We start from the raw sequence: 14,716 nt of genomic DNA, 5'->3' as shown, positions 1-14,716 counted from the left end.
TGTGAAAAATCTATAAGATTCATTTATAATGATAAATGAATGAATATCCTAGGTAAGGAGTTAGAGGAGAGTAAATGGAGTCACCTTTATTTTTTGTTTCAGTTTTTTTAGCGGGTATTTTGTCCTTCTTTTCCCCTTGTATTTTTCCCTTATTGCCGGTTTATATTGGCATTTTGTTGGATGACAAGGAGGTCAAGACCCTGAAAGTATTCGGCCGAGAGCTTGCTTGGCAGGGAATGGTTAGAACACTCTTTTTCATTGCGGGTATCTCAACAGTCTTCTTTTTGCTAGGGTTTGGGGCTGGATTTTTAGGAACTATTATTTACAGTCCAACCTTGCGTTATGTGATGGGTGGCCTCATCATTCTGCTAGGTCTGCACCAGATGGAGCTTATTAATATTCGCCAGTTACAGATTCAAAAGAGTTTGACTTTCAAAAAGAACGGTCAGAAACATCATTTTTGGTCTGCTTTCTTACTGGGGATTACCTTTAGTTTTGGCTGGACTCCTTGTATTGGTCCCATTCTCAGCTCAGTTTTAGCCTTAGCAGCTTCGGGTGGGAATGGTGCATTCCAGGGAGCAATTTTGACCTTGATTTACACCTTAGGAATGGCCCTGCCTTTCTTAATCTTAGCTTTGGCATCTAGCTTTGTTATGCAGTATTTCAATAAAATCAAGCCTTATATGGGCCTGATGAAGAAAATCGGCGGAGCCCTGATTATTCTGATGGGAATTCTGCTGATGCTAGGACAGCTCAACGCCCTGTCTGGACTTTTTGGATAAAAGGAGAAAGAAATATGAAAAAAATCGTTACATTATTAGCAACTGTTTCAGCAGTAGCTTTTTTGGCAGCCTGCTCGGAGCAGGAGGATAAACCTATGACTATGCCCACAACCAGCAGTTCGTCTAGTGAGACAGCTCAGACAAGCGCAGTCACTCAAGCAGCTGTCAGTCAAGAGGCTCCCGACTTTACTCTGCAGTCTATGGATGGAAAAACTGTCAAACTTTCTGACTATAAAGGCAAGAAGGTTTATCTAAAATTCTGGGCTTCTTGGTGCGGACCTTGTAAGAAGAGTATGCCAGAATTGGTCGAATTGGCTGGTAAAACAGATCGTGATTTTGAAATCTTGACAGTTGTAGCACCAGGTCTCCAAGGAGAGAAGTCAGTCGAGGAATTTCCAAAATGGTTTCAAGAACAAGGTTATAAAGATGTACCAGTTCTATTTGACACTTCAGGAGAAATTTTCCAAGCCTATCAGATTCGTAGCATCCCAACTGAAATCCTCATTGACAGTCAAGGGAAAATCGGTAAAATCCAGTTTGGAGCTATCAGTAATGCTGATGCAGAAGCAGCTTTCAAGGAAATGAAATAAAGCGAAAAAGAATGGACTTATCATCCATTCTTTTTTAGTTTGTAAGGTAATTAAGCGCTAGCACCTGATGTCGCATCGGCTCCTCCGCCTCCGTGACCTCCATCGCCATCACCTCCGGCATCAGAAGCACCAGAAGTAGCGTCTGCGTCTCCATGACCTCCGGCAGGAGCAAATGGTCCGCTGCCTCCAACCAAACGTTGACCAGTTTCTTTTAAGTACCAGTCAAGCCATGGTTGGAAATTAAAGACAATTTCATTAATACCTGCGTATGATCCGTCAGGATAGTACATAGCTTGGTAGTTGTGGGTATTGATAACGCCTGCAGGTGAACCTGGGACGATTGTACGTACGTATTCTTGGTTTCCGTTGCGAAGTGTTCCGATAACCCACTCTACATTCTTCATCCTAGCTGGTGGAAGAGAGCCGTGAACAGTTGACATGCGGCTACCTGATTGAGGTGGCACACGTTTGGCAAACATGGTGTCTGGGTCTTGGTGGGCGTTGTTGTAGTAGAGGAATTGGTTGTTATCGTCAGCGTATGTCAATTCAAATGGCATAGCTTTCAAGAACATATCAATCTGGTTAACTGTCAAGATACCATGGTCAAGTTTGACATAAGTATCACCAGAAACAGCTCCAGTGATTTCAGCGACTTTTTCCACCCATTCTGGATCATCTGGATCAACTTCTGTAATTGTCGTAGCGATTGGTTTTCCGCAGTCCAAGTCTTCAGGTTCGATTGGTTTTGGCTTTTTCAATTTTGAAACGACCTCTACATATTTGATAAAGTTATCTAAGCATGTTTCAAGGAAATTCACAGTTCCTTCGTTGGTAATATTGCCGTCATTGTCAAAAGCTTCCTTGGCTTTGCCCAGCAAGAACTCATTGCCTGGAAGAGTGTAAGCATTGACACCAGGGGCGTCTAGGATTTTACGCAGGTGAACTTGAGCACGAGAAGTTCCTTGGTCATAGTAAGAAGCACCGACAATCATGACAGGCTTGTTTTCGAAAGGATGAACCTCGTAAGAGAGCCATTCTAAGACGCTCTTCAAAGGAGCGCTGATAGTATGATTGTGCTCAGGAGTTGCGATGATGACACCGTCTGCACGTGTGATTTTGTTATACAAATAACGCAACTGGAAGCTTTCATCCCATTTTTCATCCTGGTTAAACATTGGGACCTCATCGATTTCTAAGACTTCCAATTCAAATTTGATTTTGAACTGACGGCGGATGAATTCCAATAATTTTCGGTTGTATGACTGTTCGTAGTTTGATCCTACAATTCCAACAAATTTCATTCTTTCGGTCTCCTATCTTACAATTTTTCCCAGTTAAATTCTTCAGCATCTTTGCGAAGCAATTCTTGTGCGTTGCGCAATTTTTCAGTGATTTTGACAAAGATACGGAAGTCATCAAAGATAGCATCCAATTTTTTGACAACATCAAGATCTACCAAGTCTCCGCTTTGGTCAAAAGCTTGAAGAGAATGCGAAAGCAAGAACTCATCTGGAAGGACAGTTGCCTTGATTTCTGGAGCGTTCAAAATTTGACGGAGCTGCAACTGTGCACGAGAGGAGCCAAGTGTACCATAAGAAGCACCAGTGATCATGACTGGCTTGTTCAGCAATGGATAGATTCCGTAAGAAAGCCAAGCTAGGGCGTTCATGAGCACAGCTGGAATAGAGTGGTCGTACTCAGGTGTACCGATAAGTACGCCATCCGCAGCATCTATTTTTTTGGCAATTTCTGATACCAATTCAGGCACATTTCTGTCTGCAGGTTTATTAAACATTGGGATATCTTTAATCTCTACCAGCTCGATTTCAGCCTTGTCAGCAAAGTGCTTAGACATATATTGAAGAAGTTGCCGGTTTGTAGAACGTTTAGAATTTGTTCCAACAATTGCAATAAGTTTTAACATAAAATTTCCTTTCTGAAATGAAGATACAAATCCCTCGTAGGTGCATTTATTTTTCTTAAGGCAAGTAAAAACCTGAAGAAAAAGAGGGCGTTTTAAATGGGCATTGTTTATAAAAGCTAGAGCGATAGAGTTACCGCTTAGTGCTGTAGCGAATTCATCACTTTTGAGAATTAAGAAGCAGGAATTATCTGTTCTAAAAGACCTGAGCTACAGAAGAGCTGACTGTCTTGGGTGATTATCAAGGCTTCAATCCCTGCTTGCTGTTCAATCTGGGACAGAATTGATGTCGGACTTTCACCAAATAGACGAGTCGTCCAGATTTCGCCATCTACCGACTTGTCTGAAACAATGGTCAGACTAGCCAATTGATTTTCGATAGGATAGCCTGTTTTGCGATCTAGAATGTGATGGTAGTTCTGTCCTTCAACTGTAAGGGTTCGCTCGTAAATTCCTGATGTGACTACTGACTGATTGGTGGCAGCTAGTATAGCTGAGTGATTGCCACGTGGCAGCTTGGGATTTTGGATGCCAATTCTCCAAGCGCGCTGACTGACTGTATTTTGCCCAATCGTTAGGACATTGCCACCGAGATTGATAAGAGCAGAAGTTACTCCCTGACTTAGCAAATAGTCCTTAATCTTATCAGCGATATAGCCTTTAGCCAAGGCGCCTAAATCCAGCTTCATGCCTTTCTTAGTCAAAAAGACACTACAATCTTCTGGATTCACCTCAAGCAAGTTTGGGTCGGTCAGACTTAGAGCTTGCTGAATCTCCTCCCTACTTGGTAGACGGGCATCTGAAAATCCTATCCGCCAGGTCTGAACGAGAGGGCCAATAGTGATATTTAAGTGGCTGCCTTCTGCTAGGCTGTGATATTTTCCCAGCTCAATCAGTTCAAAAAGCTCTGGATGAACTGAGACGCTTTTAACTCCTGCCAGATGGTTGATACTCATAAGTTCAGAGTCTTCATCATTGGCACTGAAGCGATTTTTATAGAGATGAAGCAGTTGGACCGCCTCATCTAAGAGTATTTCCGCTCGCTCATGATAGAGAGAGATGCAAATTGTAGACCCCATCAAATGAAGCGAGCGAGAAGCAAAGTCCACATTATCACAACCTTTCTAAAATTAACCTCTCTGACCTTATTATACCAAAAAGATACCGGTTTCACAATCTTAAAATTGTTATATTTTCAGAAAATTAACTTTCGCACAAAGCTGTATTTTCGAAGCGATGAGACAGCGGTAGTATAGCTTTTTAGGCTGTATAAGAATTTTTGAAAATCTCGAGCAAATTTCTTGTAAACGCTCACAGGAGATGATATACTGGTCTAGTAAATTATAAATTAAGGTAGGACTATTCTTATGAGTAAAATCGTTGTAGTTGGTGCAAACCACGCAGGTACAGCGTGTATTAATACAATGTTGGACAATTATGGTGCAGAAAACGAAGTAGTTATTTTTGACCAAAACTCAAACATTTCATTCTTGGCATGCGGAATGGCCCTTTGGATTGGACAGCAAATCAGCAAGCCAGATGGACTTTTTTATGCAGATAAAGAAACTTTTGAAGCAAAAGGCGCAAAAGTTTATATGAATTCACCAGTTGAGTCAATTGATTATGATGCGAAAAAAGTTACAGCTATTGTAGACGGTAAAGAGCATGTAGAGTCATATGACAAATTGATTTTGGCAACAGGTTCTCAGCCAATTCTGCCTCCGATTAAAGGTGCTGAAATGGATCCTAACAGTCGGGAATTTAAGTCAACCTTGGAAAATCTGCAGTTTGTTAAATTGTATCAAAATGCTGCAGATGTTATTGAAAAATTGCAAGACAAGAGCAAACATATCGAACGTGTGGCAGTAGTAGGTGCTGGCTACATTGGGGTTGAGTTGGCAGAAGCCTTCAAACGCCTTGGTAAAGAAGTGATTCTGATCGACGTTGTGGATACTTGCTTGGCGGGTTACTATGACCACGACTTGTCTGAAATGATGCGTCAAAATCTTGAAGATAATGGTGTTCAATTAGCCTTTGGTCAAACTGTTCAGGCTATTGAAGGTGAAAGCAAGGTAGAACGCATTGTAACAGATAAGGCTAGCTATGATGTAGATATGGTTGTCTTGGCAGTTGGCTTCCGTCCAAACACTGGTCTTGGTGCTGGCAAGCTGGAAACATTCCGCAATGGTGCTTTCTTGGTGGATAAGAAGCAAGAAACTAGCATCAAAGATGTTTATGCAATCGGTGACTGTGCGACTGTCTACGATAACTCTATCAATGATACAAACTACATCGCCTTGGCTTCTAACGCCCTGCGCTCTGGTATCGTAGCAGCTCATAATGCTTGCGGACATGAATTGGAGTCTAATGGTGTTCAAGGTTCTAACGGTATCGAAATCTTTGGTTTGAAGATGGTTTCAACTGGTCTAACTGAAGAAAAAGCAAAACGCTTTGGTTACAGCCCAGCTGTAGTCGAGTTTAAAGATACTCAAAAACCAACCTTCCTTGAAAAAGTTGAACACCACGATGTTACAATTAAGATTGTTTATGATAAGGACACGCGTGTAGTTCTTGGAGCTCAGATGGTTTCTAGAGAAGATATGTCTATGGGTATTCACATGTTCTCATTGGCCATTCAGGAAAAGGTTACAATTGATAAATTGGCCTTGCTGGATCTCTTCTTCCTGCCACACTTCAACAAACCGTACAACTACATTACTCAAGCAGCTTTGAAAGCAAAATAAGAAAATGAGTCTGGAATAAATTTCCAGACTTTTTTGTAGAGCCTGTAAAAAGAAAACTGAAAGAAGAAATTTATATTTCATCTGTTTATCAGGCTTGCTTTGTGCTAGAATATTGGTAAAGTAACAATTTAGAGGAGATTGGGAATGGCAAAAGAGTCTATCTCGCAAGAGGACGATATTAAGAGAGAATTTAACTTCACAACTCATTCGATTATTTCCCAGGTTTTGCGAGGTGTCTTAGTTGGGATTTTTGCTGGACTGGTAGTCGGGATTTTCCGCTTTCTGATTGAAAAAATCTTTCATTTAGTGCAGGATGTCTACCATAGGAGTCAGCAGTCTTTGCTTTGGTTACTGGCCTTGGTGTTCTTTTATGCTTTCATCGTCTTTCTCAACGCTCGCTGGGTAAAGTCGGAGAAAAACATTAAGGGGTCAGGGATTCCGCAGGTTGAAGCAGCGCTGAAAGGCCTGATGTCACTTTCTTGGTGGAGTGTTCTCTGGAAGAAGTTTGTATTGGGGATTTTAGCCATTTCTAGCGGTCTGATGTTGGGTCGAGAAGGACCAAGTATTCAGCTAGGCGCTATGAGCGGCAAAGGCGTCTCTAAATTTCTGAATTTGAGTGCTGCTGAGGAGAGAGCGCTCATTGCTAGCGGTGCAGCAGCAGGCTTAGCAGCAGCTTTTAATGCACCAATCGCAGGCCTGCTTTTCGTAGTAGAAGAGGTTTACCGTCATTTTTCACGCTTTTTCTGGGTTTCTACGCTGGCGGCCAGTCTAGTTGCTAACTTTGTCTCACTCTCCATGTTTGGCCTAACGCCAGTGCTGGACATGCCGGATAATATCCCGGTCATGAAGCTGGAGCAGTATTGGATTTACCTAGTCATGGGCTTGCTGCTAGGTTTGTCAGGTTATATTTATGAGAAAGTCATTTTGAATATTCAGCAGGTTTACCAGTTTTTGGGGCGCTTGTTTCGAATTTCAGAAGCTTATTATCCTATTCTGGCCTTTGCCTTGATTATTCCGATTGGTTATTTCCTGCCTCACTTGCTGGGCGGGGGCAATCAGTTGATTTTATCTTTGACTGCTAGTCATTATACTGTGGGAACCTTGCTCTTATTTTTTGTTCTGCGTTTTATCTGGAGCATGCTGAGTTACGGAAGCGGGCTACCAGGTGGTATTTTTCTGCCTATCCTTGCTCTGGGTTCACTTCTGGGCGGAGCAATGGGGGCAGTCTGTCTTCAGTTAGGTTTGATTTCTCAGGAGCAATTTCCGATTTTCATTATTCTGGGCATGAGTGGCTACTTTGGAGCTATTTCCAAGGCTCCACTGACAGCTATGATTCTGGTCACAGAGATGGTCGGTGACATCCGTAATCTCATGCCGCTGGGACTGGTCACTCTGACTGCTTACATTATCATGGATCTGCTAAAAGGAGCGCCAGTCTATGAAGCCATGCTGGAAAAAATGTTGCCAGATAGTATCGAGGACCAAGGAGATACTACTTTAATTGAAATCCCTGTTTCTGAAAAGATTGCTGGTCGGCAGGTGCATGAGCTAAACTTGCCTGATGGGGTCTTGATTACCATGAATGTCCACAAGGGAAAGACTCAAACGGTCAATGGTAGCACGCGACTCTATCTAGGAGATACGATTTACTTGGTGCTGAAAAAGACGGAAATCGGGAAAGTTAAAGAAGCACTGCTTTAGCGGTCTAAATATAGTTTTTGATTAAATTGTCAGACAATTTCTTGAAATATAAGAGAAAAACTGGTATAATTTACAGGAAATAATCTCATATCAGAGAGAAAACAAAGGAGTCACCATGAAAAAAATTGGCATTGTCCTATTTTCAACGGCAATTTTACTGACTGGCTGTGCAGCCAACAATTCTTCAAATAAGACTGACTCAAGCAGTCAAGCATCTAGCAGTCAAACGGCTGTCAATCAGAAAGAATTGGACAAGGCGACAGCGGATTACAAATCTTTTGTCCAAGGACAAATCGATCAGCTCCTGACAGATACGGAGAAATTTCGTGATACCCTTAAAGAAGGCAAGCTTGATGAGGCTAAAAAGCAATATCCGCTTATTCGTATGGCCTACGAGCGCTCGGAACCGATTGCTGAGAGCTTTGGTGAATCAGATGTTAAAATTGACTTCCGCTTAGTTGACTATGTGGATGAAAACAAGACTGAAGAAGGCTGGTCTGGTTTCCACCGCATCGAAAAAATCATGTGGGAGCAAAATACGACCAAGGGAACGGAAAGCTATGCCGATCAGCTGGTCAATGATATTAAGGAGCTAAAAGCTAAAATCGCAACAGTTGAAGTGACGCCGGATATGATGCTGACAGGCGCTGTTGACTTGCTCAATGAAGTAGCGACCAGCAAGATTACAGGTGAGGAAGAAGTTTTCTCTCATACAGATCTCTATGATTTCCGAGCAAATATTGAAGGAGCAGAAAAGATTTTTGAGCTCTTTAAGCCATTGATTAAGGATAAGGACGAGAAACTCGTCAAGACCTTGGAACTTGAGTTTAAAAACGTCAATAGTCTCTTAGACAAGCACATGACTGACTCTGAAAACTACAAACTCTATACAGAATTGACAAAAGAAGACACCAAAGAGTTGGCGGAAGCTGTGACCAAACTGGGTGAGCCTCTTTCACAAATGGGAGTCATTCTAAACGGGGAGTAATCATATGACAAACGACGAAAAATGGTTTAATAAAAAGATGGATCGTCGTGAATTTCTTAAAAAAGCAGGGATTGGAGGCGCTGGTCTTGCACTGGGTGTCTCTGGTGCATCTGCTTTTTTCGCTAATCAGGCCAAGGAAGATAAGAAATTCGCTGACGGTGAGGAAGAAATCAGCTTTTACGGGGAGCATCAGGCGGGGATCACAACTCCAATGCAGAAGAATATCTACTTTGTTGTGTTGGATTTGCATACGACAGATAGGGAAGCCATTATCCAGCTCTTTAAGGACTGGACAGCCTATAGCGAGAAGTTGGTAAATGGAGAATTGGTCAAAAAAGATAATTCCAATGCTCTTTTGCCGCCAACGGATACTGGAGAAACTGTTGGTCTCAACCCTTATCGATTGACTTTGACCTTTGGGGTCTCAGCCTCTTTTCTGAAAAAAATGGGCTTGTCAGACAAACGACCTAAAGCTTTTCGTGATTTGCCGCCATTTCCAAAGGAGCAGCTTAAAGAAAAATATACGGGTGGCGATATTGTCATCCAGGCCTGCGCGGATGATGAGCAGGTAGCCTTTCATGCGGTCCGCAATCTGGTCCGCAAGGGGAGAAATGCCATCACTATGAAGTGGAGTCAGTCAGGCTTTGCAGCTATCGGAGACCGGATGTCAACGCCTCGTAATCTCTTTGGATTTAAGGACGGCACAGCCAATGTGACCAAGGAAAAAGACTTTGACAAGGTCATTTGGTGCGATAGCAAGGACTGGATGCAGGGCGGCTCTTACATGGCTGTCCGCCGGATCCAGATGTTCCTTGAGACCTGGGACCGGACCAATCTGCAGGAGCAGGAAAACACTTTCGGCCGCTATAAAGATAGCGGAGCGCCTTTTGGCAAGAAAGACGAGTTTGATGAGGTTGACTTGAAATTGCTGCCAGAGGATTCACACGTCCGTCTGGCCAAGGAGGTTGATAAGCCTATATATCGCCGGTCTTATTCTTACTCGGATGGGATTGATGAAACTACTGGTCAGTTCGACACAGGCTTACTCTTTCTTTCCTTCCAGAAAGATCCTGACAGCTTTGTCAAAGTTCTGACTAATCTAGGCGCTCAAGATAAGATGAATGAATACATCACGCATATTGGCAGTGGCTTGTTTGCCTGCTTTGGTGGAGTGAAAAAAGGAGAATACCTTGGTCAAAAATTATTTGAATAAAAGCTTACTTGTCTTGGGGCTCTTGCTGATCTTTTTGGCTAAGCCGGTTTTGGCGGACGAGAGCTACAGCAGTTTATTCGTCAAAATCACTGATGCCAGCACTGCCGTCAAGCAGAAAGATCAGGAAAAAGCCGAGCAGCTAGTCGGAGAAATCAAGACTGACTTTGAAAAGGTGACTAATCATGACTCAGCAGCGGGACAAGAGGTAAGCAAGACACTAGACTTATCGGGTCAGGTGACTGAGGATAAGCTGACACAGATTTCTTCTGCCCTTTTGAAATTTGAGAAAGAGCAGAATCCAGTCGACTTAGAGGCTGAGAAAAAGAAGCTTCTCAGTAAGCTAGAGCCAAAATTTGAAAATCTACAAAAGGCTATTAGTGCTAAGGATTTAGAAGCGACACGAGAAGCATACAAGAAGATGAATAGCACCTGGACTACCAATGAAAGCGTGGTGCGAGACAACAGCACAGCTCATTATGGCAAGGTAGAAACAGCTATTTCATTCCTGCGCAGCGCCATTGAGACGGAGCCTACTGACTTTGATATGATTCAGTCTTCTTTTGATGATTTGAAAACTGCCATTGATAATTTTGTCAAAGGAGAGAAAGTCCAAGAAACTGCTGGCAATCTAACGCTGAAAGATGGGATTAAGCTGCTAGAGGAGGCTTTGAGTCTCTTTCAAAGCGGAGATGATAAAAAGGCTGCTGCCAAGATGAAAGAGTTCATCACCATTTGGCCAACGATTGAAGGAGATGTCAGTGTCAATAATCCTTCACTTTATACCAAGGTTGAGAGTCAGACGCCTGTTATTATGGTCAAGGGGAGCGAAGAGAAGTATCAAAAGCAGCTAGAATCCTTGATTAGTGAGCTGTCCCAGATTGACACGACAGCTTCCTATCATTTCTTTGATGCTATGCTGATTTTGCTGCGTGAGGGTGTAGAAGCGCTCTTGATTGTCATGGCTTTGATAACGACTCTGAAAGCCTCTAAGATGAAAAAAGGGCTCAAATGGGTTTATGCCGGGGCAGCGAGTGGAGTTCTAGCCAGCGCTGTGATTGCAGCTTTGTTGCAGTTTCTTTTCCCAGCAGTTGCTTCCGGATCCAATCGTGAAATTATTGAAGGTGCAGTGGGAATTTTCGCTGTCGCCATGATGATATTAGTTGGTATCTGGCTGCACAGCAAGGCATCTATTGAGAAATGGAATGACTTTATGGAAAGCCAAATGAAGGCTGTAACAGTCACAGGCAGTTTTCTTTCCATGTTTGCTCTTAGCTTTCTGGCAGTTTTCCGTGAAGGGGCTGAGACTATCCTCTTTTATGCAGGAATTCTGCCGCGCATCACTATGACTGATTTTCTTTTGGGAATCGGCTTGGCCGTTCTAGTCTTGGTCTTGCTAGCCTTTATCATGAGCAAGGCGTCTGGTCTTCTCAAACCACACAGCATTTTCTTCTGGCTGACTTGGCTAATCTATGCCTTGGCCTTTAAAATGCTGGGCGTCAGCATCCATGCCCTTCAGCTGACCAATATCCTACCGACTCACCTAATCAATGGCTTTGTGACCGTAGACTGGATGGGGATTTATCCAAGCCTGGAAGTAGTTGTCAGTCAGGCCCTCTTTATCCTGCTAGTCGTTTATGTTAGCTTTAAAAATCAGAAAAGCGAGCAGCAGCATGGATAAAAAAGAGCAGACTATTATTGAGCATTTGATTGAGTTCAGACGGCGTTTTCTAGCGGTATTGGCTTGCTTCTTCGTAGTTTTTCTGGCCAACTTGCTTTTTTCGGCTGATATTTATCGATGGTTGACTAGTAATTTTGAGCAGAAGCTGCTGGTGCTGGGGCCGGATGATATCCTTTGGATTTATATCAGTCTGGCTAGTCTGGTCGCTTTTTCCCTAACCTTGCCATTTCTTGTTTATCAGGTCTGGGAGTTTATTCGACCAGCTTTACGGGCCAATGAAGCTCGGGCTGTTTTCGCTTATATCCCAGCTACCTTTCTCTGTTTTGTTCTGGGACTGGCTTTCGGCTTTTACTTTGTAACTCCAGCTATTTTGCAGGTTTTGCTGTCGTTGGGTGAGGGCCTCTTTGAGACACGACTGACAGCGCAGAATTATCTTAGTTTCGTCTTTCATACCACTATTCCGATTGCCTGCCTTTTTGAGCTGCCTGTTCTTGTGTCCTTTCTGACTTCTATTGGTTTGCTCAATCCGAAATTTTTGGTAAAATATAGACGATACGCTTACTTCATTTTGCTAGTTTTAGCTGTTGTCCTGACACCGGCCGACTTTATCAGCGATCTGTCTATGACAGTGCCTTTGATTTTGCTCTATGAAGTCAGCATCTTGCTCAGTCGCATCATTTATCAAAGAAAATCAATGAGGAGAAACTAATGGGACTTTTAAAAGACATCGGAGTACCTGGGGTAATCATTATTGTTCTGGGAGCCCTGCTTATTTTCGGACCAAAACGCCTGCCCGAACTGGGGCAATCTATCGGTAAAATGTTTTCAGAATTCAAAAAAGCAGTTAATCATGCTGGAGAAGAAGAAAAGACCGAGAATAAAAACGAAAAAGAGTAAAGGAAAAGCACGGATATCTGTGCTTTTTCTGCTAGAATCAAGATGGATTTTGGAAAGGAAGGAGTACAAATGAAAACATTAGAAGAACGAATTCTCAGAGATGGACAAGTCTTAGGTGAAAATATCTTGAAAGTTGACTCTTTTCTGACCCATCAGGTTGATTTTTCATTGATGAAAGAGATTGGTCAGGTCTTTGCGGAGGCGGTAAAGGATGCAGGAGTTACCAAGGTAGTGACCATTGAGGCTTCTGGAATTGCTCCGGCTGTCTACGTAGCAGAGGCACTGGGTCTACCAATGATTTTCGCTAAGAAGGCCAAAAACATCACGATGACAGAAGGGATTTTGACGGCCGAAGTTTATTCTTTTACCAAGCAAGTGACTTCGACCGTTTCGATTGCTGGGAAATTTCTCAACTCTGATGATAAGGTGCTGATTATCGACGATTTTTTGGCTAATGGTCAGGCAGCCAAGGGCTTGATTACCATTATCGAGCAAGCAGGAGCGCAGGTTGAGGCAGTTGGCATTGTCATTAAAAAATCCTTTCAGAATGGCCGTCAACTTTTGGAAACATCCGGTTATCGTGTCCTTTCTTTGGCGCGAATCGCAGGTTTTGAGAAGGGGCAGGTTGTCTTTACTGAGGCAGATATATGATTTCCTTTTCCTTTTGACTATCTGTCTGGCTTATAGTATAGTAAAGATAGTTGATATTTTAAAAATTTAAGCTCATTGATTTTACTTGGGTAGGAAAAGTTTTTGAGGGATTTCTATGCACCAAACTCATAATTTAAATCAGCGGATGCGGCTCTTTATTTCTATTTTTTTGCCAATTTTGATCTACCAACTGGCCAATTTTTCTGCTTCATTTGTTGATACGACCATGACTGGTCAGTATGACACCTTGCATCTGGCTAGTGTTTCTATGGCAACTAGTCTTTGGATTCCATTTTTCGACCTGTTGATAGGGATTGTGTCTGCCTTGGTACCCATAATCGGGCACCATTTAGGGCAGGGGAAAAAAGAAAAGATTGCTTCTGATTTTTATCAGTTTATTTATCTTTCTTTGGGGCTATCGCTAATTTTATTTACCTTGGTATTTGTGGGCGCTCCTCTAGTTTTGTCTCACCTTGGCCTAGAGCCTTTGGTAGAAGAAGTGGCAAAGAACTATCTTTGGTATCTAGCGCTCGGCATTATCCCTCTTTTGCTCTTTAGCACCATTCGTTCTCTGTTTGATGCTCTGGGGTTGACCAAGCTTTCCATGTATCTCATGCTCTTACTTTTACCTTTGAATGGCACTTTTAATTATGCCCTAATCTACGGAGCATTTGGTTTTCCAGAAATGGGCGGAGCTGGAGCCGGACTTGGGACTTCTTTGGCTTATTGGGTTTTGCTTCTCATATCCTTGTTAGTAGCAGTCAAACATCCAAAAGTCCGAGTCTATGAACTATGGAAGATTCGACTGCTAGATAAAAAGGGCTTAATTGAAGGCATTCGACTTGGACTGCCTATCGGCGGAACCTTTTTTGCTGAAGTAGTGATTTTCTCTGTTGTTGGCCTGGTCATGGCTAAGTTTTCGTCATTAATCATTGCCAGTCATCAGGCGGCCATGAATTTTTCAAACTTAATGTATGCCTTTCCTATGAGTATTTCAACCTCAATGTCTATTATCGTTTCTTATGAAATTGGAGCCAATCGTCCTGACGATGTTAAGAAATTCTGTAAACTTGGGCGCTTGACGGCCTTGGGAATTGCTGGATTTACCTTTCTCTTTCTCTATATCTTACGAGACCGAGTGGCTACTCTCTATGGTTCGGATACCGAGTTTATCCGTATGACATCTGTTTTTCTGACCTACAGCCTCTTTTTCCAATTAGCAGATACTTTTGCGGCTCCTTTGCAGGGCATTCTTCGGGGCTACAAGGATACTCAGGTGCCATTTTACTTAGGTTTGATTGCTTATTGGGGAGTTTCGCTGCCTCTGGGGCTCTTCTTAGATTACTATACTAGTTTAGGCCCTTATGGATACTGGATTGGTCTCATTGCCAGCTTGGTGACGAGTGGCATTCTCTTTCAGTGGCGGCTTAATCGTTTGGCTAAAAATATTACAAATTAAAGAGTGTTGGTTTGTCCCTTTAGGATAAATTAGTGCTCTTTTTTTCACAATCTTTTGTTAAAATTAGATTAAAACATGAAAAACGCTTACAT

General features: G+C 42.6%; 14 protein-coding genes. 11 read left to right on the top strand and 3 right to left on the bottom strand.

Annotation, left to right across the window (positions count from 1 at the left end; translation table 11 throughout):
• Positions 1 to 74 precede the first annotated feature (74 nt).
• Positions 75 to 782 (top strand): thiol-disulfide oxidoreductase-associated membrane protein CcdA2, encoded by a 708-nt coding sequence (gene ccdA2, locus HMPREF1150_RS01275; RefSeq protein WP_009660450.1) that lies wholly within the window; start codon positions 75 to 77, stop codon positions 780 to 782.
• Between the two features lie 14 nt (positions 783 to 796).
• Complete coding sequence (gene sdbB, locus HMPREF1150_RS01280; RefSeq protein WP_009660474.1) at positions 797 to 1,372, top strand: thiol-disulfide oxidoreductase-associated lipoprotein SdbB; 576 nt, start codon at positions 797 to 799, stop codon at positions 1,370 to 1,372.
• A gap of 50 nt (positions 1,373 to 1,422) precedes the next feature.
• Here the strand turns inward: sdbB and HMPREF1150_RS01285 are convergent, their stop codons facing one another.
• From HMPREF1150_RS01285 to HMPREF1150_RS01295, 3 genes are all read right to left on the bottom strand, one after another.
• A complete protein-coding gene (locus HMPREF1150_RS01285) occupies positions 1,423 to 2,673 on the bottom strand; it encodes an NAD(P)H-dependent oxidoreductase (RefSeq protein ID WP_002921244.1) in 1,251 nt (416 codons plus the stop codon).
• 17 nt (positions 2,674 to 2,690) lie between these two features.
• Positions 2,691 to 3,296 carry an NADPH-dependent FMN reductase gene (locus HMPREF1150_RS01290; protein ID WP_009660388.1) on the bottom strand — a complete coding sequence of 202 codons (606 nt, stop codon included), beginning with the start codon at positions 3,294 to 3,296 and terminating at the stop codon, positions 2,691 to 2,693.
• Positions 3,297 to 3,466: 170 nt separating this feature from the next.
• Entirely contained in the window at positions 3,467 to 4,402 is a 936-nt protein-coding gene (locus HMPREF1150_RS01295; protein WP_009660440.1) for an FAD:protein FMN transferase, read from the bottom strand.
• Positions 4,403 to 4,660: 258 nt separating this feature from the next.
• Here HMPREF1150_RS01295 and nox point away from each other — a divergent pair, with 258 nt between their 5' ends.
• The 9 genes from nox (at position 4,661) to HMPREF1150_RS01340 (ending at position 14,624) form a co-directional block, all read left to right on the top strand.
• Positions 4,661 to 6,037, top strand: coding sequence for a H2O-forming NADH oxidase (gene nox, locus HMPREF1150_RS01300; RefSeq protein WP_002900394.1), 1,377 nt, complete (start codon positions 4,661 to 4,663; stop codon positions 6,035 to 6,037).
• Between the two features lie 144 nt (positions 6,038 to 6,181).
• Positions 6,182 to 7,738, top strand: coding sequence for a ClC family H(+)/Cl(-) exchange transporter (locus tag HMPREF1150_RS01305; protein WP_009660312.1), 1,557 nt, complete (start codon positions 6,182 to 6,184; stop codon positions 7,736 to 7,738).
• A gap of 115 nt (positions 7,739 to 7,853) precedes the next feature.
• Positions 7,854 to 8,726 carry an iron uptake system protein EfeO gene (gene efeO, locus HMPREF1150_RS01310; RefSeq protein ID WP_009660262.1) on the top strand — a complete coding sequence of 291 codons (873 nt, stop codon included), beginning with the start codon at positions 7,854 to 7,856 and terminating at the stop codon, positions 8,724 to 8,726.
• Between the two features lie 4 nt (positions 8,727 to 8,730).
• Positions 8,731 to 9,939: an iron uptake transporter deferrochelatase/peroxidase subunit gene (efeB, locus tag HMPREF1150_RS01315; RefSeq protein WP_009660465.1), complete on the top strand. Its 1,209-nt coding sequence runs from the start codon at positions 8,731 to 8,733 to the stop codon at positions 9,937 to 9,939.
• Positions 9,917 to 11,617 (top strand): FTR1 family protein, encoded by a 1,701-nt coding sequence (locus tag HMPREF1150_RS01320; RefSeq protein ID WP_009660532.1) that lies wholly within the window; start codon positions 9,917 to 9,919, stop codon positions 11,615 to 11,617. The genes efeB and HMPREF1150_RS01320 overlap by 23 nt, the downstream gene beginning before the upstream one ends.
• Complete coding sequence (gene tatC / locus HMPREF1150_RS01325; RefSeq protein ID WP_009660330.1) at positions 11,610 to 12,326, top strand: twin-arginine translocase subunit TatC; 717 nt, start codon at positions 11,610 to 11,612, stop codon at positions 12,324 to 12,326. Before HMPREF1150_RS01320 ends, tatC begins: the two co-directional genes overlap by 8 nt.
• Entirely contained in the window at positions 12,326 to 12,514 is a 189-nt protein-coding gene (locus tag HMPREF1150_RS01330; protein WP_002906601.1) for a twin-arginine translocase TatA/TatE family subunit, read from the top strand. Before tatC ends, HMPREF1150_RS01330 begins: the two co-directional genes overlap by 1 nt.
• Positions 12,515 to 12,583: 69 nt before the next feature.
• Positions 12,584 to 13,165: a xanthine phosphoribosyltransferase gene (locus HMPREF1150_RS01335; RefSeq protein ID WP_009660529.1), complete on the top strand. Its 582-nt coding sequence runs from the start codon at positions 12,584 to 12,586 to the stop codon at positions 13,163 to 13,165.
• Between the two features lie 115 nt (positions 13,166 to 13,280).
• Complete coding sequence (locus HMPREF1150_RS01340; protein WP_009660371.1) at positions 13,281 to 14,624, top strand: MATE family efflux transporter; 1,344 nt, start codon at positions 13,281 to 13,283, stop codon at positions 14,622 to 14,624.
• Positions 14,625 to 14,716 lie beyond the last annotated feature (92 nt).

Origin of the sequence: Streptococcus sp. AS14 (assembly GCF_000286495.1) — a bacterium.
GTDB classification, from domain to species: domain Bacteria; phylum Bacillota; class Bacilli; order Lactobacillales; family Streptococcaceae; genus Streptococcus; species Streptococcus sanguinis_P.
Note: the sequence above shows the minus strand (reverse complement) of the source record. Positions and strands in the feature narration are given on the sequence as shown.

Coding starts and splice junctions, on each gene's coding strand:
- ccdA2 (WP_009660450.1), top strand. CDS start 75: ATGGAGTCACCTTTATTTTTTGTTTCAGTTTTTTTAGCGGGTATTTTG.
- sdbB (WP_009660474.1), top strand. CDS start 797: ATGAAAAAAATCGTTACATTATTAGCAACTGTTTCAGCAGTAGCTTTT.
- HMPREF1150_RS01285 (WP_002921244.1), bottom strand. CDS start 2,673: ATGAAATTTGTTGGAATTGTAGGATCAAACTACGAACAGTCATACAAC.
- HMPREF1150_RS01290 (WP_009660388.1), bottom strand. CDS start 3,296: ATGTTAAAACTTATTGCAATTGTTGGAACAAATTCTAAACGTTCTACA.
- nox (WP_002900394.1), top strand. CDS start 4,661: ATGAGTAAAATCGTTGTAGTTGGTGCAAACCACGCAGGTACAGCGTGT.
- HMPREF1150_RS01305 (WP_009660312.1), top strand. CDS start 6,182: ATGGCAAAAGAGTCTATCTCGCAAGAGGACGATATTAAGAGAGAATTT.
- efeO (WP_009660262.1), top strand. CDS start 7,854: ATGAAAAAAATTGGCATTGTCCTATTTTCAACGGCAATTTTACTGACT.
- efeB (WP_009660465.1), top strand. CDS start 8,731: ATGACAAACGACGAAAAATGGTTTAATAAAAAGATGGATCGTCGTGAA.
- tatC (WP_009660330.1), top strand. CDS start 11,610: ATGGATAAAAAAGAGCAGACTATTATTGAGCATTTGATTGAGTTCAGA.
- HMPREF1150_RS01330 (WP_002906601.1), top strand. CDS start 12,326: ATGGGACTTTTAAAAGACATCGGAGTACCTGGGGTAATCATTATTGTT.
- HMPREF1150_RS01335 (WP_009660529.1), top strand. CDS start 12,584: ATGAAAACATTAGAAGAACGAATTCTCAGAGATGGACAAGTCTTAGGT.
- HMPREF1150_RS01340 (WP_009660371.1), top strand. CDS start 13,281: ATGCACCAAACTCATAATTTAAATCAGCGGATGCGGCTCTTTATTTCT.